Source organism: Pseudomonas asuensis, assembly GCF_014646755.1.
Classification (GTDB): Bacteria; Pseudomonadota; Gammaproteobacteria; order Pseudomonadales; family Pseudomonadaceae; genus Chryseomonas; species Chryseomonas asuensis.
In genome coordinates this window covers 326,579-343,824 of the sequence record NZ_BMNW01000006.1, presented here as the reverse complement: position 1 = coordinate 343,824, position 17,246 = coordinate 326,579, and the positions used below count along the sequence as shown (strand labels likewise).

The following is a 17,246-nucleotide window of genomic DNA, read 5'->3' as shown; positions in this document are numbered from 1 at the left end:
TTGGTCATCAGACACCTCTCTATGGCAAGTATTCTCGCCTTAAATGAGTGTCCGGATTTAGTAGACCACTACAATGACTCCCTTGAGGTCCTCTCAACGTGAGTTCCAATCTCTACCGTATAGAGAGGATAAGCAGCGTAGCTAACTCAAAGCACTGAGTTAGCTACGCTCTAAAGCCCACTTCTAATGTCCAACTTTTTGGGGTCAGTTCATAAGAAAACTCTGAAAAAGCCTCTGGTTCGCGAAATCACTGCCCTGTAGCCCGCATGATTGCTGGGTTGCATCTTTCGACAAAAGACTTTTTCAGACTATCCCTAAAGCTCTCTCTGCGTGGATGGAGCCCCGTTCAGTTCCGCCTTCGGGAACCCAATGAGCTTAAGGAACGACAAAGACACGCTATAAATGAGTCCTGAGAGCTTTAGAATGCAAAATCAAAATATGCGCGTATCAACAACTAACAATTCAGCTGGTATTTCCAATATTGACTCTGATTTACACTCGCTTAGCCCCACCCAGCAAGAAGGCCAGAAAATTGTTAACGATATTTTAGATGTTCAAAATTCAGCAGACCCAGTGCGGTTCATAAATCGTCTGCCTGAGCATATTGTTACCCTGCAAAGACTTGCTGAGCAGGAAACTTATACTAGCCCTGGAGTGATTAGTCAGTTTGCAAAGAGCCAGGGTTTTACAGAGCCATTGTTACCTTGCAATACTGGTGGAAGTACAGCCGTGCGAATTATCACCGTATTAGAGCTTGAAGAACAGCTACATACTTTAAAAAGTCAAGCGGCGGTATTAAATGGGGTTCATGAGCGTCTAGGTAGTGACGCGCCGGTCTTAAGTCATGCGAAAATAATGGCGAATGGTTACAAATATGTATTATTACTAGCAGCAATTAGCAATATTTTTTCCGCAGGTAAGTTAATGCTTGAGCACGCTCCTGGACGAGAGTCGAGAACAATACTCGGGCTAGCTAGGGAGGTCGTCGCCTTGGCTATTCATCTAAAGCTCTTTAGAGATATGAGTTTTGATCTAAGTGTGCTAGAAAAAATAAAAAACACTCGAAATAGTACCCTTCAAACTTTACCTCAATGGGACTTGAATAACCCTGAAAAAAGTTTACAGGAAGCACTTGCTAAGATTAATTCCATAAAAGAGCAGTCTGTTGCTGTAACCAAAGCCAAAGACCAAGCTAAAGATATTTTTATGAAAAAGGATCTGCCCTCCATAATGGCTGGGTTTTTAACACTTTCTCTAGCTGGCCATTTCGTAGGCATAGCCACTCAGTAGTGAGGTGATAAACTACAGGTTTTTATTATTAATCAAGGTGCCCTGCTGCTTTGCGAAAGTCATTTGATAGGGGGTTGGAATTTGAGGGGTAATCTATAAAAGTTAGCTTCTTGTGGAGGAGAGGTGAACTGCTTTCAGTTAGCGTCTCGTTTCTAGATTAAAGTTTCTCTAAGCTCCATAAGCCTACCCCTTATCAAATAAATAATGTTGTCTTATGTAATCCTCTACTGATTGAGTGGACTGCTAAATTTTATAATGTTCTCTCGAAAGGGGAATATTGTCAGCCTTGGTTAATGACTAACCGAAATTTAAGTAGGAAGTAAACCGTCCAACTTTATGGGGTCAGTTCACTGGGAGGGGAGGTAGGTATAAACACCTGCACTGATGGTCACTTCGCCTGTTTCGTTTCCCTGATGGGGAATATGCAGGTCCCGAACAGCCTGGGAAATTCGCTCAGCGACCTGATAGGTTCCGAGTTCATCCGTGCCAGGCAACAGTACCGTCATCTCTTCTCCGCCGTATCGGACGGCAAGGTCTCCTGCTCGCTTGACAGACGCCCTGATTGCTTGCGCCACGGCCTGAATACAGGCATCACCTGCCAAATGGCCGTAGAGATCGTTGTAACGTTTGAAGTGGTCAATATCGATCATGACAATACCGAGCGGTATCCCGTTACGTCTGGCGCGGCTGATTTCCGCAGGCAGCACGGCATCGAGCTGTCGGCGGTTGGCAAGTCCGGTAAGGCTATCCTGCATGGCAAGCTTTTCCAGTGCCACATGTGCTATACGGAGCTCTTCTTCGGTGCGCGTTGAGTGCCTGATCTGGCGAAGTAAGGTGATCCCGACCGCAAGCGTTCCTGCAATAATAAAGGCTACAACGGCGACGGATCGTTGAGCGTCGGAATACCAGGATGCAAGGATTGCTTCCTTGGATAACCCTGCCTCCACAACTAAAGGGTAGCGGTCGAGCTGTTTATAGCTATACATCCGCTCCACCTTGTCGACTACTGCAGTAATAAGGGCCGTACCGCTCCGTGAATGGGGAAGGTAGTCAGTGAATATCACGCTTTTCGCAAGGCTGGTACCAATGACCGATTCTTTAAACGGACGCCTTGCCAGGATGGTGCCGTCAGTTAGGGCAACCACAATAGCGCCTTTGGGATCAACCTTGAAACCCGAGTAGAACTGAACGAAGTAATCAACTTTCAGGGTGGCCAGTAACACACCCGCAAAACTACCGTCAGGGTTATTTATACGCTGTGATACTGGAATGATCAGGTCGCCTGTCGACCGACTTTTAACTACCGGATTTATACGAATGCCTGGATCGGTATGGGTCCTGTGATAGATAAAGTAGTCGCGGTCCGAATTATTGATGCCTTTAGGGATAACATCCTTGTCGGTTACAAGCCATTTGCCGTCTTTGTCATAGATAAACAGGCCATGAAGTTGAGGAACGACGGCAACCTGCTGCTTGAAAAGATGATGTAACCGGTCAACCTGGAGGTTGTTTACTCCATCCCACCGTACGCGCTCAGCGGCACCTATGATCAAGGTATCCACTTCCTTGATGCTGTCTTCTGCGTGTTGTGCTACTGAACGGCCAGATTGGATGTATTGATTTCGGCCTGCTCAAGCGCTTCCTTGTAACCCGTCCATACCTGCCAACACTCCATCGCAGTCAAGGCAAGGATAACGAGCAAAACAAAAACAAGCGTTAGGCGTTGCGTTGATAGGCGCTTGGCATTTATCCCAGACCTGTTTTGCTTTGGCATTGTTAAGGTCCATCCGCCGTACCGTTAGCTGGTTTGATACCGGTACGGCAATGAAGATTCATATATCAACCAAATCTGCGCGAAATTAGTTATGTACTTCCCGGCTGGGGTGGAATGCCAAGCGATAGTGACGCCAAACAGGTCCAGTCGATACGCCTGTTAACTTGTCTTTTAATCATGCCTGCATGATCACTTGACCCTATTTATAGCTTAGTGGCCGAGCGTCTATCACGTTAAAAATACGGATTAATCGTACTTGTAATGGAAGATCAACCCACAGCGGCGCTTATTTTGAATGTTAATTGTTATTAATCGTTAACATTTATCATTTACATTGGTTCGCTGTTTTTATAGCATCTTGCCAGCTTCGTCCGTACCTCGTTTTCCTGATGAAAAATGTTCCAAGCCTGCACCATGCGGCCTGGGGTAGCTGTGCTTGCACTCTTCAAGGATTTTGAATAATGAACGTTTTTCCCCTACGACCGTTGGTGGTCACGATCTCGCTCTTGAGCACCGGCCTGGTATTTGCTGCTGCACCGATTAGTATTGATCTAGCTGCTCAGCCATTGAGTAGCGCCTTGCAGCAGCTAGGTCAGGTCAGTGGGTTGAAAGTCTCTTATTCCTCAACGGCAGTCGCGGGTAAAACTGCGCCAGCGGTGCGGGGCCAGATGGAGCCAGCTGTCGCATTGCAGGAAGTGCTGGCAGGCAGTGGCTTGGTGGGTGATGTACAAGGTAATGTGCTGACTGTTTCCAATGCAGGACCGGCCAGCCCCGATGAAATAGCACAACTGGGCATTACTCAGGTCGTTGCCGAAGACACAGGTAGCATGACCAGCGATGTGGCCGCAACAGAAGGGTCCCGCTCGTATACGACGCGTAGCATGAGCACGTCTACCAAATTGCCCTTGTCGATCCGTGAAACGCCGCAGTCAGTGAGTGTCATGACGCGCCAGCGCATTGATGATCAGGGCCTGAACGAGCTCAATGACATCGTGAAGTACGCACCGGGCATACAGTTGCACAAGCTGGGAGGAGACCGTCAGCAGTTTCTCGCGCGCGGATTCACTATTGACAACCTGATGTATGACGGACTACCCACCACGATCAGTACGTTCACGCTTGATACGGTCAGTGGGGCTGATCTTGCCATCTATGATCGGGTCGAAGTGGTACGTGGCGCTACAGGCCTGATGACCGGTGCAGGTAGCCCGTCAGCTACCTTGAACCTCGTCCGCAAGCGTCCTACCGCCATGCCACAGGTCAGCATTACCACCAGCGCGGGTAGCTGGGACCGTTACCGCACCCAATTGGATGCGTCCAATAAGCTGAATGAAAGCGGCACGCTACGTGGGCGCGTAGTTGCAGCCTATGAGGATAATGGGAGCTTCATTGATGAACGTGAGAAACAACGGCAGACTTTTTACGGCATTCTCGAAGCGGATCTGAGTGATTCAACCACCTGGACCATCGGCGCTTCCAAGCAGCGCGATGATGCTGTGTCGGACTGGGGCAGTTTGCCGGCTGGACCAAACGGGGAAAACCTACACCTTTCACGTTCCACCTTTCTTAGCAACGACTGGGCGTATTGGGATCGGGACAACATAACGGCCTTTACCGATATCACTCATCGTTTCGACAATGGCTGGAACGCCAAGCTGGCAGCGGCCCGAACCTGGGCTGAATCCAATACCTTCTCTAGTTACCTTAACGCTCCCATAGGTAACAACTACACGCAGTCTTCGGGTCAGTACCACAGCAAAGACGTGCAGACTAATCTGGATGCAACGGTATCCGGGCCGTTTGAACTGTTTGGACGTGAGCATGAAGTCGCGTTCGGTGCGAGTCGCCGCCAGGAACGTTATGACCAAAAGGGAGGGTATTGGCCAGAGGCAATCCCGGTTGATATCTACAATTTCAATCCAGGTGTCATTGCCAAGCCCGGTTTGAATACCCGTCTTCCCTATTCAAGCAAGAATACCGCCACGGAAGAGGCCGTCTATGGCGTTGCCCGATTTAATCCCATCGACCCACTGCATGTCATTCTGGGCAGTCGGGTGACATGGTACGACTATGACAATCGAGCAAGTGATGTTGGCGACTATAAGGTCATGCGTGAAGTAACGCCCTATGCCGGCGTCATCTACGACCTGAACGACACATATTCGGTCTATGCCAGCTATACCGAAATCTTCAAACCCCAGACCGAACAGAACCTTGGTGGATCGACACTGAAGCCCATGACGGGCGAAAGTTACGAGATTGGTCTGAAGGGCGAGTACCTGGAGGGCAATCTGAACGCTTCGATAGCGGTGTTCGATATGACCCAGCAAAACCGGGCCTATGCTGTGCCAGATCAGCCCACGCTGTGCCGCAATCAGAATCGTACCTGTTATGAAGCAGCAGGGGAGGTGCGTAGCCGCGGTATTGATACCGAGCTATCAGGAGCCCTGACGCCTAACTGGGATGTTTCAGCCTCTTATACCTTGGTCTTGAGCCAATACGTAAAAGATCAGGCTTATGACAAGGGGACATTATTCGCACCAGATCAACCTAAACACCTGTTCAAAGCGGCCACTACCTATCGTCTGACCGGTGAGTTAAGCAACTGGCGCCTCGGCGCGGATGTACTTGCCCAGAGCAAAACCTACAATCGGGTCGGCACAGGACATGCTGTGCAGGACGCTTATGCTGTTGTCGGCCTTATGGCGGGCTACCAGTTTAATGAGCATTGGGATGGTCAAGTAAACCTGAACAATGTGTTCGACGAAAAGTATTGGCAGGGTATACCCAACGCCAGCGGTACAGGCGTCTACGGCGATCCGCGCAACGTGATGTTCAGCGTGAAATGGAGCTTATGATCATCAGGTACACGAGCACGAGCCGACTGTATCACGCCGTACCGTTTAATATCTTGTAGGTTGGATGGGCTGGTCTGCTATCTAACCTGTCTTATGACGAACCAGAAAGAGCGTTCTCTTATGTGGTTCGTCAGTCCCATCATTGCGGCAGTATGAGCGGTGCATCAGCCCATTTGCGGCAGGTCTACTGGCTTATTAAAAGATCAGCCTGTCACTATGATGCTTGCCAAGTATGCTCTCTTAATCTCTCGCAATAAGTAAGTCTGGGGTTATCCTTTGGCTGACAGTCTTTCAAGGGCTCCCCTAGCAACAGAGCAAGCCTGTCGTCATCACCAGACACCCAGTGTTAAGGGTCTGCTTAATGTACGCGAGCGGAGCGCAGACGACAGGGCCAGCGTGATATCAAAAACGGTCGTTAGCAGATCAACGTTCCGCTGAGCAGCTCTTGCCCTAGGCTGAATAGCTCCGCCAGCGTAGCGGCAGCATCTAGAATGGACAGCGCAAAAAAGGCTCATAGCCGTCTTCTGGGTACGTAGATTTGCTTATTTTAAAGGTGAAGATTGTTAGCTATAGGCATGACTTCATCTTGTAGGCGGCTGCATTTTTATTGGTATTGAGCAAGCGCTCTACGCACCCGTTTGGCATCACGTTCTACAAAGAAAAGTTGGGTTATACAAACGCTATAGCAAGCGTAATAAGACGGTGCTAGAGCATTTGGCGTTTAATGCTAACACGCGCCTGCAAGGGGTAGAGGGCCAGAGTCAATAAATCAGGATTATGGCGCACTGTGCTAGCGATGGCCTTGGCCTAGGCATTAGATATGTTATATGGTTACAAAATGTTTCACCAAAAATGTGTTTAGTTATGAACCGTCGTCATCTTCTCAACTTCATTCTGGCAGGAATGATGTTGCCAGCCGTTCCCAACGCTTTTGCTGTTTCAAGCGAGGTGCGCTCCGTACGGACATCACGCTCTTCTGATCGCTTTCGCCTCGTATTGGATCTCTCCAGACCTGGGCAATATCGTACTTTTACGCTTGATTCGCCCCAGCGTCTGGTGATTGATCTACCCAACACAACATTGGCTACTGATTTTTCTAAACTGGATTTAAGCGGTACGTCCATCAAGGCTATTCGGGGCGGTTCTCACGGCGCCACAGGTAGCCGTATTGTTATGGAACTGAGCCAGCCGGTAAAACTAGATAGTCTGGTTCTAGGCCCTTCCGGCACTTTTGGAGACCGACTGGTGTTCGATCTTCACTCAAAAATGAGCACCGCCAGGGAGGTAGCGCATGTGGCTTCTTCTCCAGCACCTAAACCTGTCAAAAGTCCCAGTCGTGATCTGGTGATTGTGGTCGATGCCGGCCATGGTGGTAAGGACCCTGGATGCATCAGCGCGAAAGGTGCTTATGAAAAGAAAGTAGCCCTGGCAATCGCCCATAACCTTGCTAAAAGGATTAACAAAGAGAAAGGCTATAAGGCCCGGCTGGTACGCACCGAAGATATTTTTGTCCCGTTGCGCAAGCGTGTAGACATTGCTCACCAATATGATGCTGACATGTTTATCTCGGTCCATGCGGATGCAGCGCCCAACCGTCGTGCTCGGGGGGCTTCTGTTTTTGCACTCTCCAGCAGTGGGGCAACTTCAGCAATGGCCCGCTGGATGGCGAAGCGGGAAAATGATGCTGATCTTGTGGGAACCAACAGCTTGCCTCTGCAAGGTAAGGACTCGGATCTGGCCAACGTTATTCTGGACATGTCCATGAGCACTACCATCGCTTCAAGCCTGGATCTGGGACACAGTGTGCTATCGAGCCTGGGCACCGTCGCGAAGATACATCAAAAGCAGGTTCAACAGGCTGGCTTTGCTGTACTCAAGTCACCTGACATCCCATCGATCCTGGTGGAGACAGGGTTCATGAGCAACGCTCAGGATAGCAAGCGGCTACTCAACCCCCGTCACCAGCAAGTTGTCGCTGATCGCATATTCGATGGAGTACACAACTATTTCAGCCAGCGGCCGCCGGTGGGTACCTATCTTGCTGATCAAAAAGCTGCTGCAACAGCCTGAGCCGATTGGACTGACTGGTACTTCCAGTCAGTCCAATCATGCGAGGAGGCGCAAGTTAGCATTGGCGTGCAGAAGGCTTCCAAATGCTATCTAGGTTAAGTATGTCTTAACTCTAAACTCGCCGACCAAGCCTTTTACTGTTGATAAAGGGTAGCGGTGTTGCCCACTCCGGTTTGCATGACGGTAGCGGAATTGCCCAGCAGTTCTGAAGGTCCGTTTTGGGAAATAAGAACCTGATTGGATGATCCAAGCTGATCAACCTGTGCCTGGCTGTTAACACCCATTTGCTCAATGGTGGCTAGATTGGCATCACCTTCCTGTGTGAGGTATGTCGTAGTCAGAGACGTATCCTGGCTGATACTGGCGATGTTGTTGTTGCCTGTGGAACGCCCGACAATCGCTCCGCTTACCGTATCCTGATCAATAGCGAACTCGTTATTGTTTCCCTTTTGAGTAACATCAATAGTACTCAGGCCGCTGGATTGGAGGATAGAGGCAACGTTGGAGTCGCCTTCTTGATCCAGGCGGGTGGCATAAGCGCCGTAGTGATTGCCTGTCGACTGATCAACCGTTGCACTGTTCTCGTTACCCATTTGAGCAATATTGACAGCGGCCTCTATCGGACTACCACCCTGACTCAGCGTGATCTGGTTGTCATCGCCTGTCTGGGAAAGGTCAGCTGATTTCCCCTTTTCCTGAATAGCCGTGACAATGTTTCCGTCACCTACAGTATTAGCTGTCAAGCGGGTTACACCGTCATTCCTTTGCTCTATTGTGTGAGTATTATTATTGCCTTCCTGATACAACGTAGCGCTTTTACCTGGGTAGAAACCAAGCTGATGTAGGGTAACGACGTTAGAATCACCGCTCTGTACTACTGAGACGTTGTCTCCGTCTCTGTTAGAACTCCAGCCGTTCTGCTCAAGTGTGATCTGGTTATTTTCACCTTGTTGAAAGAGACTAGCCGATACGCCTGTTTGCTGTAGCGCTGTAATGGTGTTCCCATTACCGACGGTGTTGGCTGTTAACGTACTTAAACCATCGCCAATCTGGTCTATCGTATGAATGTTGTTATTGCCCTCTTGGTATAATGTGGCTCTGTTACTAGAGTCACCGCCTTGCTGGTTCAGAGTGGCGATATTCGCATCACCAAGCTGCAGAATTGAGGCGTCACTTCCACCCCCGGCATTAGCTTGATAGACCGCAGCCCTATTGTCGTTACCCGTCTGGCCAAGTGTCATTTTATGGCCAGAGGCTTGTTGCAGTACGTCGGCGCTATTGTAATTGCCTGCTTGTATAACGGTTGAACTCTGGTTATCCGCTAACCGCTGCTCTTGTGTCGCGCTATTATTTTCACCACGCTGCTCAAGAGCCATTTCATTATCGAACCCGCTCTGGGTCTGTGTGGCGCGGTTGCCTCCAGCCATGGCAAAACCGCTGAAGGAAACAAGAACGATCAACGTCAGGGGGGTGAGCTTGAACATGACAACTTTCCTTGTGTGTCCATAGGGGTTCAGCCAAGTGTCGGGCTGAGACAGTGAGCTATAGACCACAGGTTATTAAGTAGCAAAGTCACCTGTCTTAAACACATATGAAGATGACGTCATTCCATAGAAGTAGCTGTCTTCTTAAAGGTACTTTGAAGACAAGAGATGAGCGTTTGAAGATGCTCTGCGGCTTCGTGTAATAGACTGCTTGTCCTTATCATGGACGGCATAGTTGTTTTGCTCAGAAGCCAGCCAATACCATCAAGATGTTTTGCATCAATGAATACAGATGCATCAGACGGGCATAATGCTGCGCTAGGTGTTACGAGAAATTCCTGGGAAGCAAGATGAAAAAAAGTGTAGTCATGATCTTAGCCCTGCTGGCGCACGGAGCTGCCTTGGGTGCAGGAGACGCAACGGCAGGCAAAAAGTACTTCACCTCCTGGTGTGGTAACTGCCATAAGGTTGGGTCTTATGCGCGAGGTTCCTTTGGCCCAGAACTCAATGCAATTTTCGGCCGACAGGCCGGCAGTACGGAAGACTTCAACTATTCTCAGCCCATGAAGGATTCAGGAATCATCTGGAATGAGGAAACGCTAGCTGCATACCTGAAAGATCCGGATAAAGTCGTGCCCGGCACCAAGATGCGTTTCTGGGGGATCAGCAACAAACAGCAAATTGCCGACCTGCTTGCTTATCTGGCGACCTTCCAGAAAAAGAGCGAGTAAACCTTATTCTGGGTGAAGCAGAGCGTATGCATGCATTTGGGTGTGTCCGCGGTGTCAGTTGCTCACGCTGGCTTGGCTATGCTTTTATGAGTCCGGTTAGGTGATCAAGCAACATACCCACCAGTATGCCGATGCCGTAGGCAACTATATCCATCCAGGAAAAAGTAGTGCCTAAGACAAGATGGCCCAGCGGATGCTGTCGAATATCATTGATCCAGGGTGCCTGGTAAAGCTGTGCCGCCTCTACTGCACATGAAATGCCAAAAGCCATTAAGCCCAGTCGCACTGTTGCGGAGCGGGGAGAAACAAAGGCGAGACCCAAAAAGATCATGAGTGCCCAAAGCGCGTCACCTGGGTACTTGCCGAGTATTTCAGGAAGCATCCCAGGGAACCGGCGAGAAGCCAGCCCCAAGGCAATAACGGCAAGCAGTGCCAATGCGATCCGTACTCTATTACGACCCGCTTCATGGGAAAACAAGAATTGTGGCCGCATCGTTAAGGGCACGCTTGAGTGGTGCAAGGGCAACTGATCAACAACTTTCCTTATCTTTGGTCATTGCTTTCAATAGAGGCATAAGCCTTCCATGAATGTTTAAAAAGTGATTCTTATCACCATCCCTTGAGGATCGGCAATGCACGAAGCATTGGTACACCGTCGACCATGGGCCGAAGCGCTCTAGTAGGTCACGCTAGGCAGCACCTGAGACCAAGCCCCAGAGGATGCTGTTGAACATCAGCTGGTCATCACGGCGAGGTCTCCCCATCTTCTGTTTGAGGGAAACCAGATTTACAATGGGCTTCCAAGCAGTATCAGGAAGTTCGTAACGCTTTGCCATGTGGGCCTCCAGCCGGTTATGGCAGGCATTCTATCCGTTTGGACCTTTCCTACAGAACCTAGTACGCCGGCGCCCGTCCTTGGGCCGCGGCGACTTATACAGTCTGGGGAACCTCATCCATCAGCTTGTCCAGCGTGATCGGCAAGTCGCGGATGCGTTTGCCGGTAGCGTGATACACCGCGTTGGCAATGGCAGCCGCCAACCCTGTAATGCCGATCTCACCGATACCGCGAGCACCAAACTCGTTGAGGGCATAGTCGGGATAATCAAGCAGTATCACGTCCAGTTCCGGCGGCTGGTCGGCATGCACCGGCACCACGTACTCGGCGTAATCATTGTTGGTGGGCATGGCGTTGCGCTCGTCGTAATGGGTAGCCTCGAACATTGCCATGCCAATAGCCATTACGATTGCGCCTTCCACCTGATTAGCGGCGGCCTTGGCGTTGATGACCTGACCGACATCTATCGCACTGACTACCCGTGATACACGCAGGCGAGAGATACCCGGGTCCCACCGTACTTCCACGAAGTGCGCACCAAAGGAACGGATCGAAACATCACTTTTATCCGCTGTCTGCGTTCGGGCTTCGCCTTCGGCACTGCTCAAACGCCGTGTGGTAAGCAGGTGGCCGAAACCCAGCGCGTCGTTACCCTTGACCAGCCGGCCGTTAGTGAACTCCAAGGCTTTGGGATCGGCACCCTTGAACGGCCCGTCCTCTATGGCAAAGCTCTTTAGCTGCTCAATGGCGTCCCGGGTAGCCTCCGCCACGGCGGGTAGAACGCTGGCGGTTGCCCAGGAGCCACCAGAGACCGGTCCGGGCGGAAAGGATGAGTCACCCAGCTGTACAGTGATCTTTTCCAATGGCAGACCGGTGATCTTGCTCACGGCCTGGGCGACAATGGTATAGGTGCCGGTTCCGATATCCTGTGCACCGCAAGTGACGTAAGCCGTTCCATCGGCACGCAGTGATACCCGAGCCTCGCAGGCGCAGCGCATGGCATCCCAATTACAGGCCGCCAGACCATAGCCGATTATCTCATGGCCGTCGCGCATCGAGCCGGGCTCTGGGGTGCGCTTGTCCCAGCCAAACTTGGCCGCGGCTTTGTCGAAGGCTTCCTGCAGGTGGTTGCTGGACCAGGGCATGTCCTTGCTCTCGTCTCGAGTTGAAGCATTGAGCTTGCGAAACGCCAGTGGGTCCATGCCAATGGCCTCCGCCATTTCATCCATGGCTGATTCCAGTGCGAACAGGCCCGGCGCAGCGCCCGGTGCGCGCATGGACGTAGGCGTACCGTGGTTGACCTGCAAGGTCGCATGGGTAACGGCCAAGTTCGGGCAGCTGTACAGGCTCTTGGTTACGCTGCCGCAGCTTTCAGTATTCTGGTCAGTAAAGGACGTGCTGTTGACCGATTCATGTCGTACCGACAATAGCTTTCCCTGGTCGTCCGTGGCGAGCCGCAGTCGTTGCTCGGTGGCCGGACGATGACCAGTGGTAGTAAACATCTGCGGACGTGGCACCACGAACTGTACGGGACGACCTACAAGCCGCGCGACAGCGCAAGTGGCAGGGGAGTGCGGCCACGCCCAGAGCTTGCTGCCAAAGCCTGAACCTATAAAGGGCGATTGCAGTTCGACCTTGTCCGGGCTCAAACCAAAGATACGGGCCAAGGTGTTGCGGTGCACGATTACCGACTGTGTAGATTCATACACGAACAGCCGATCACCTTCCCAATAGGCGGTCGTGGCGTGCATCTCCATCGGGTTATGGGTTTCGACAGGCGTGGTGTAAGTGACATCGATGCGATGGGCTGCCTTGTCAAAACCGGCCTGCGGGTCTCCACGTGAGTAATCCGAGCCCGCGGTTTTGGGTGACTGTACCCTTTTTGCTTGCGCGAGCGTGGCCAAGGCAGGCTCTTCCTTATATTCGACCTTGACCTTGTAAGCCGCCGCGCGAGCCTGTTCAAAGGAGTCGGCTACCACCATGGCTACGAACTGACCGGCGTAATACACCCGGTCGTCCTCGAACGGCAGCCGACTTTCGTCGACTTTCACCAGCCGGTCGATCTTGTCTGGGTTCAGCTTCATCTTGGGTGGACGATAGAGTTCGGTGAAATGGCCGTGGTGGTAGATCCCGAGTACGCCCGGCATGCGCTGGGCCTCATCGACATCGATACGAGTGACGCGGCCGCTGGCGATGGTGCTGTAGACGCCATAGGCATACGCCATGCGCTTGAGTCCGTGATCGGCAGTGTACTGGGCATGGCCGGTGACCTTGAGTCGTCCGTCGACTCGTCTGGGACCAGCACCGATGATGTCGTTCATGCTACACCTCCGGTAAGTGTCTGCAGATTACGCACGATGGCCTGTTGGGCCAGTGGAATCTTGTAGGCGTTGTGCCGATAGGGCGTGGCACCCTGTAACGCTAGCTGCGCAGCACGGCGGAAGGTCTCATCATTGGCGGGCTGGCCACGTAATGACTGTTCCGCTTCATGCGCTCGCCAGGGCTTGGTGCCGACGCCGCCCAGTGCGATTCGCGCATCGGTGATGCGGTCACCCTGCAGCTGCACAATGATGGCACTCGACGCCAGTGCGAACTGATAGGAAGCACGATCGCGCAGTTTCAGGTAGCCCGAAAGGCTGTTGGCCAGTGGCGGTGCAAGCGTGATGTAGGTAATCAGTTCGCCGGGAGCGAGGGCGTGTTCACGTTCGGGAGTGTCGCCGGGCCGCAGATGGAAATCGAGGAAGTCGATTGTCCGCTCCCCTTTGGGACCTTGTACATGAACAGTCGCACCAATGGCTGCCATCGCTACACACATGTCAGATGGGTGCATGGCGATGCAGTGCTGGCTGGTGCCTAGGACAGCGTGGACTGAGCGATGGTCACCCTCGATCGCCGAGCAGCCGCTGCCGGGCTTGCGCTTGTTGCAGGGCGAAACGTTGTCGCGAAAGTAGTGGCAGCGCACCCGCTGCATGACGTTACCGGCGGTAGTGGCCTTGTTACGTAATTGTGTCGTAGCGCCTGCTAACAGTGCCTGAGACAGCACAGGATAGGCCTGGACGATGTAATTGTCTTGAGCCAACGTTGTATTGGTGACCAGGGCGCCGATACGCACGCTGCCATCGTCCTGGCGCTCCAGTCGGTTAAGGCCTACACGGTTGATGTCCACCAGCCGTTCGGGCTGCATAACGTCAAGTTTCACAAGATCAAGGAGCGTGGTGCCGCCAGCCAGGTACATCGCCTGGTTTGACTGGCCGGCCTTTAGCGCCTGCTCGGTGCTGGCTGCACGATCAAATTGAAAGCTACGCATCAGCTGGCCCCCTTCACCTTGCCGCGGGCCGACTGGATGGCCGCAAGAATGTTTTTGTAGGCACCGCAGCGGCAGATATTGCCGCTCATGGCTTCGCGGACGCTGGAATCGTCGCTGCCAATGGAGGGGTCGTTGAGGATGGCCACGGCACTCATGATCTGGCCAGAGGTACAATAGCCACACTGATAAGCGTCGTGCTCCCAGAAAGCTTCCTGGACCGGATGTAGCTTGCCGTCTTTTTCTAGGCCTTCAATAGTGGTGATCTCATCACCGTCATGGCTGACAGCCAGCGACAGGCAGGAATTCACTGCTGTCCCGTTCACATGCAGGGTACAGGCACCACATTGACCGTGGTCACACCCTTTCTTGGTACCGGTCAGCTGCAGACGGTCACGCAGTACATCAAGCAGTATGGCGTTAGCAGGAACATTGAGTGTGTGAGCCTGGCCGTTCACCTTCAGGGTGATTCTTTGCTCGCCAGGTTGCAGAGATTGTTGGGTATCGTCGACAGGTGCGGCCTGAATGGCCTGAACCCAAACTGGAGCCGAGGCGACGGCTAGGCTGGATACACCCACAGACTTGAGAAAGCTGCGGCGGTTAGGGGATATCGAGTCGCTCATGGAAGTCCTCATCGTTGGGACGTTCCGTCTCGTCACAAGACTCGACCCGCTCGAAAACGGCCGCGCATGCCTGATACATGCGTTATCCATTTGCCGACGGGGCTGGCTCGCAGCGATCACGGGCACGCCCATTCAGGAGTGGTCACAGACGGCTCACCGCTTCTGCGTCAGCAAGGCCGCTTTAGACGGACCGCCTTCAGGGCAGAAAGGTCCGGCAATAGTCATACGTTTTCCGGCTATTGATTACTGGATGTGTGTTTGAGCCTTGTGATCAAGCGGGCCGTGCATGGCTGCCTTCTGGCCGTCTGGGGCTGCCTCCAGCTGCTGGAGCGCGTTGAGGCTTCGGATCGCCAGAAGGCTCGGTGCAGAGCCTCCCCAGAGGTTTCAATATGTTTCATTCAATGGGCAGTCGTGAACTAACACGTAAGCGCTGCGTTCCTTTGCTATGGCATCACCAGCAGGCACCTGACATCCGGTGCACCTGCATACGGCCTTTGCAAGACATAACAGAGAAAAGGAGCTCCCGTGACCACCGCATTTCATTCGACCTATAGAGTCACACCCGGTCCGCTGCATGCAATACTGCTTGCCGGAACTGTGCCGCTGTTTCTTGGCGCACTGCTCAGCGACATTGCCTATTCCAAGACATACCAGATCCAGTGGAACAACTTTTCGTCCTGGCTGATTGCCGGAGGTGAACTTTTCTGCGGGCTGGCGCTGTTGTTCGCGTTGGTCAATCTGATCCGTGCCGACCGTAAGGCCGGGCGGCCGTTGATGTATTTCCTGCTCCTGCTGATCACTTGGATACTAGGGCTGGTTAATGCCTTCGAGCATGCAAAGGATGCCTGGGCGTCGATGCCTATGGGACTTACCCTGTCGGTAGTTGTAACGCTGCTCAGCGTTGTTGCAGCCTGGATCGGACTGACCAACCTGCGCTCAGGAGGTGCAAGATGAGGTATTCGAGTGCACTGACGATACTGAGCATGGCGGTAATGCTAAGCGCGTGCGGCGGTGGCGAGGGCGAAGCCACCCAATCACATGGTGGTGATCCAAAACTACCTAATCCTGAGCGCGGCCTGCTACCGAGTATGAAGATTGCTGATCCAGCACCCTGGGGCGATGAAAAGCCAAAAGTGCCTGAGGGTTACGACATCAGAGCGATCGCAACGGATCTTAAAATCCCGCGGCAAACCCTTGTACTGCCCAACGGGGACATCCTGGTGGCGGAAGGCCGGGGCGGTAACGCAGCGAAACTCAAGCCGAAAGATGTTATTGCCGGGGTCATCAAGGCAGAAGGCAATACCAAGGTAAAGGGGGGTAACCGCCTTACATTACTGCGCGATGCAAACGGTGATGGTACCTACGAGGTTCAAGAGGTCTTTGCTGAGAACCTGAACGCACCGTACGGTCTGGCTTTATTTGAGGGCAAGCTATACGTGGCCAACCAGGATGCGCTGGTGCGCTTCGACTATGCGGACGGCCAAACCAAAGCCAGCGGTCCACCGACCAAGATCACTGATCTGCCTGCGGAAATTAACCATCACTGGACTAAATCGCTGACCATCAGTCCTGATGGACGTTTTCTCTACGTAGGCATCGGCTCCAACAGCAATATTACCGAGCGCGGCATGGAAGCCGAGGTAGATCGCGCGATGGTCTGGCAAGTCAACGCTGAGACGGGCGCTCATAAACCCTATGCGACCGGTCTGCGTAATCCCACAGCATTGACCATCCAGCCAGAGACGGGGCAATTGTGGGCCGTGGTGAATGAGCGGGATGAACTGGGCCCTGATCTGGTTCCGGATTACCTGACCTCGGTTAGGGAAGGTCAGTTCTATGGCTGGCCTTACAGTTACTGGGGCAAGAACGTCGATCCACGCGTGAAGCCGGAGAACCCACAAAAAGTTGCTTCTGCCATCGCACCGGATTATGCGCTGGGCTCCCACGTCGCCGCGCTGGGTGTGGACTTCTCAGTACCGGAAATGGGCGACAAGTTTGCCAATGGCGTATTTGTTGGCGAGCACGGTAGCTGGAATCGAAAGAATCCGGTCGGTTACAAGGTGGTCTTCGTACCATTCAGCAACGGACGCCCGTCCGGTGATCCTGTTGATTTTGCAACAGGGTTCCGTGGAGATGACGGGAAAACCCGTGGCCGTCCGGTGGGCGTAACGGTCGATCCACGCGGTGCGCTCATCATCGCTGATGATCTGGCTAACACCGTATGGCGGGTGACGCGGACGCAGTAGCCGGTGCGGCATAACCTAGTCTCAGACTGGC

At 52.7% G+C, this 17,246-nt stretch carries 14 protein-coding genes and 1 pseudogene; 7 read left to right on the top strand and 8 right to left on the bottom strand.

What is annotated here, in order from left to right; genetic code table 11:
- The first annotated feature begins 423 nt into the window (after positions 1-423).
- Positions 424-1,290, top strand: a complete 867-nt coding sequence (locus IEX86_RS15440) for a hypothetical protein (RefSeq protein WP_188867017.1) — start codon at positions 424-426, stop codon at positions 1,288-1,290.
- A gap of 347 nt (positions 1,291-1,637) precedes the next feature.
- Here IEX86_RS15440 and IEX86_RS15435 read toward each other — a convergent pair whose 3' ends face one another.
- A complete protein-coding gene (locus IEX86_RS15435) occupies positions 1,638-2,852 on the bottom strand; it encodes a sensor domain-containing diguanylate cyclase (RefSeq protein ID WP_188867016.1) in 1,215 nt (404 codons plus the stop codon).
- A 29-nt stretch (positions 2,853-2,881) separates the two neighbouring features.
- Positions 2,882-3,064, bottom strand: coding sequence for a hypothetical protein (locus tag IEX86_RS15430; protein ID WP_188867015.1), 183 nt, complete (start codon positions 3,062-3,064; stop codon positions 2,882-2,884).
- Between the two features lie 461 nt (positions 3,065-3,525).
- Here IEX86_RS15430 and IEX86_RS15425 point away from each other — a divergent pair, with 461 nt between their 5' ends.
- Together IEX86_RS15425 and IEX86_RS15420 are read left to right on the top strand one after the other, a co-directional pair.
- Positions 3,526-5,922, top strand: coding sequence for a TonB-dependent siderophore receptor (locus IEX86_RS15425; protein ID WP_188867014.1), 2,397 nt, complete (start codon positions 3,526-3,528; stop codon positions 5,920-5,922).
- Positions 5,923-6,786: 864 nt separating this feature from the next.
- Positions 6,787-7,992, top strand: coding sequence for an N-acetylmuramoyl-L-alanine amidase (locus tag IEX86_RS15420; protein WP_188867013.1), 1,206 nt, complete (start codon positions 6,787-6,789; stop codon positions 7,990-7,992).
- A gap of 134 nt (positions 7,993-8,126) precedes the next feature.
- Here IEX86_RS15420 and IEX86_RS15415 read toward each other — a convergent pair whose 3' ends face one another.
- A complete protein-coding gene (locus tag IEX86_RS15415) occupies positions 8,127-9,476 on the bottom strand; it encodes a hypothetical protein (RefSeq protein WP_188867012.1) in 1,350 nt (449 codons plus the stop codon).
- Between the two features lie 350 nt (positions 9,477-9,826).
- Here IEX86_RS15415 and IEX86_RS15410 point away from each other — a divergent pair, with 350 nt between their 5' ends.
- Positions 9,827-10,207, top strand: a complete 381-nt coding sequence (locus tag IEX86_RS15410; RefSeq protein ID WP_188867011.1) for a c-type cytochrome — start codon at positions 9,827-9,829, stop codon at positions 10,205-10,207.
- A 76-nt stretch (positions 10,208-10,283) separates the two neighbouring features.
- Here IEX86_RS15410 and IEX86_RS15405 read toward each other — a convergent pair whose 3' ends face one another.
- The 5 genes and pseudogenes from IEX86_RS15405 to IEX86_RS15385 all read right to left on the bottom strand — a co-directional run bounded on the left by IEX86_RS15405 (position 10,284) and on the right by IEX86_RS15385 (position 14,969).
- On the bottom strand, positions 10,284-10,700 hold the full coding sequence (locus tag IEX86_RS15405; protein WP_188867010.1) for a ribosomal maturation YjgA family protein: 417 nt from the start codon (positions 10,698-10,700) through the stop codon (positions 10,284-10,286).
- Between the two features lie 82 nt (positions 10,701-10,782).
- Positions 10,783-11,043: pseudogene (locus IEX86_RS25705) on the bottom strand (transposase); the annotation flags it as partial.
- A gap of 94 nt (positions 11,044-11,137) precedes the next feature.
- A complete protein-coding gene (locus IEX86_RS15395; protein ID WP_188867009.1) occupies positions 11,138-13,363 on the bottom strand; it encodes a xanthine dehydrogenase family protein molybdopterin-binding subunit in 2,226 nt (741 codons plus the stop codon).
- On the bottom strand, positions 13,360-14,349 hold the full coding sequence (locus tag IEX86_RS15390; RefSeq protein WP_188867008.1) for an FAD binding domain-containing protein: 990 nt from the start codon (positions 14,347-14,349) through the stop codon (positions 13,360-13,362). The genes IEX86_RS15395 and IEX86_RS15390 overlap by 4 nt, the downstream gene beginning before the upstream one ends.
- Complete coding sequence (locus IEX86_RS15385) at positions 14,349-14,969, bottom strand: (2Fe-2S)-binding protein (protein ID WP_188867007.1); 621 nt, start codon at positions 14,967-14,969, stop codon at positions 14,349-14,351. The genes IEX86_RS15390 and IEX86_RS15385 overlap by 1 nt, the downstream gene beginning before the upstream one ends.
- Between IEX86_RS15385 and IEX86_RS15380 the strand changes: the two genes are divergently transcribed.
- The 3 genes from IEX86_RS15380 to IEX86_RS15370 all read left to right on the top strand — a co-directional run bounded on the left by IEX86_RS15380 (position 14,968) and on the right by IEX86_RS15370 (position 17,215).
- Positions 14,968-15,231 carry a hypothetical protein gene (locus IEX86_RS15380; protein WP_188867006.1) on the top strand — a complete coding sequence of 88 codons (264 nt, stop codon included), beginning with the start codon at positions 14,968-14,970 and terminating at the stop codon, positions 15,229-15,231. The genes IEX86_RS15385 and IEX86_RS15380 overlap by 2 nt on opposite strands.
- A 263-nt stretch (positions 15,232-15,494) precedes the next feature.
- Positions 15,495-15,923, top strand: coding sequence for a DUF2231 domain-containing protein (locus tag IEX86_RS15375; protein WP_188867005.1), 429 nt, complete (start codon positions 15,495-15,497; stop codon positions 15,921-15,923).
- The gene (locus tag IEX86_RS15370) at positions 15,920-17,215 is read left to right on the top strand and encodes a PQQ-dependent sugar dehydrogenase (RefSeq protein WP_188867004.1); all 1,296 of its coding nucleotides are present in this window, start codon (positions 15,920-15,922) and stop codon (positions 17,213-17,215) included. Before IEX86_RS15375 ends, IEX86_RS15370 begins: the two co-directional genes overlap by 4 nt.
- Positions 17,216-17,246 lie beyond the last annotated feature (31 nt).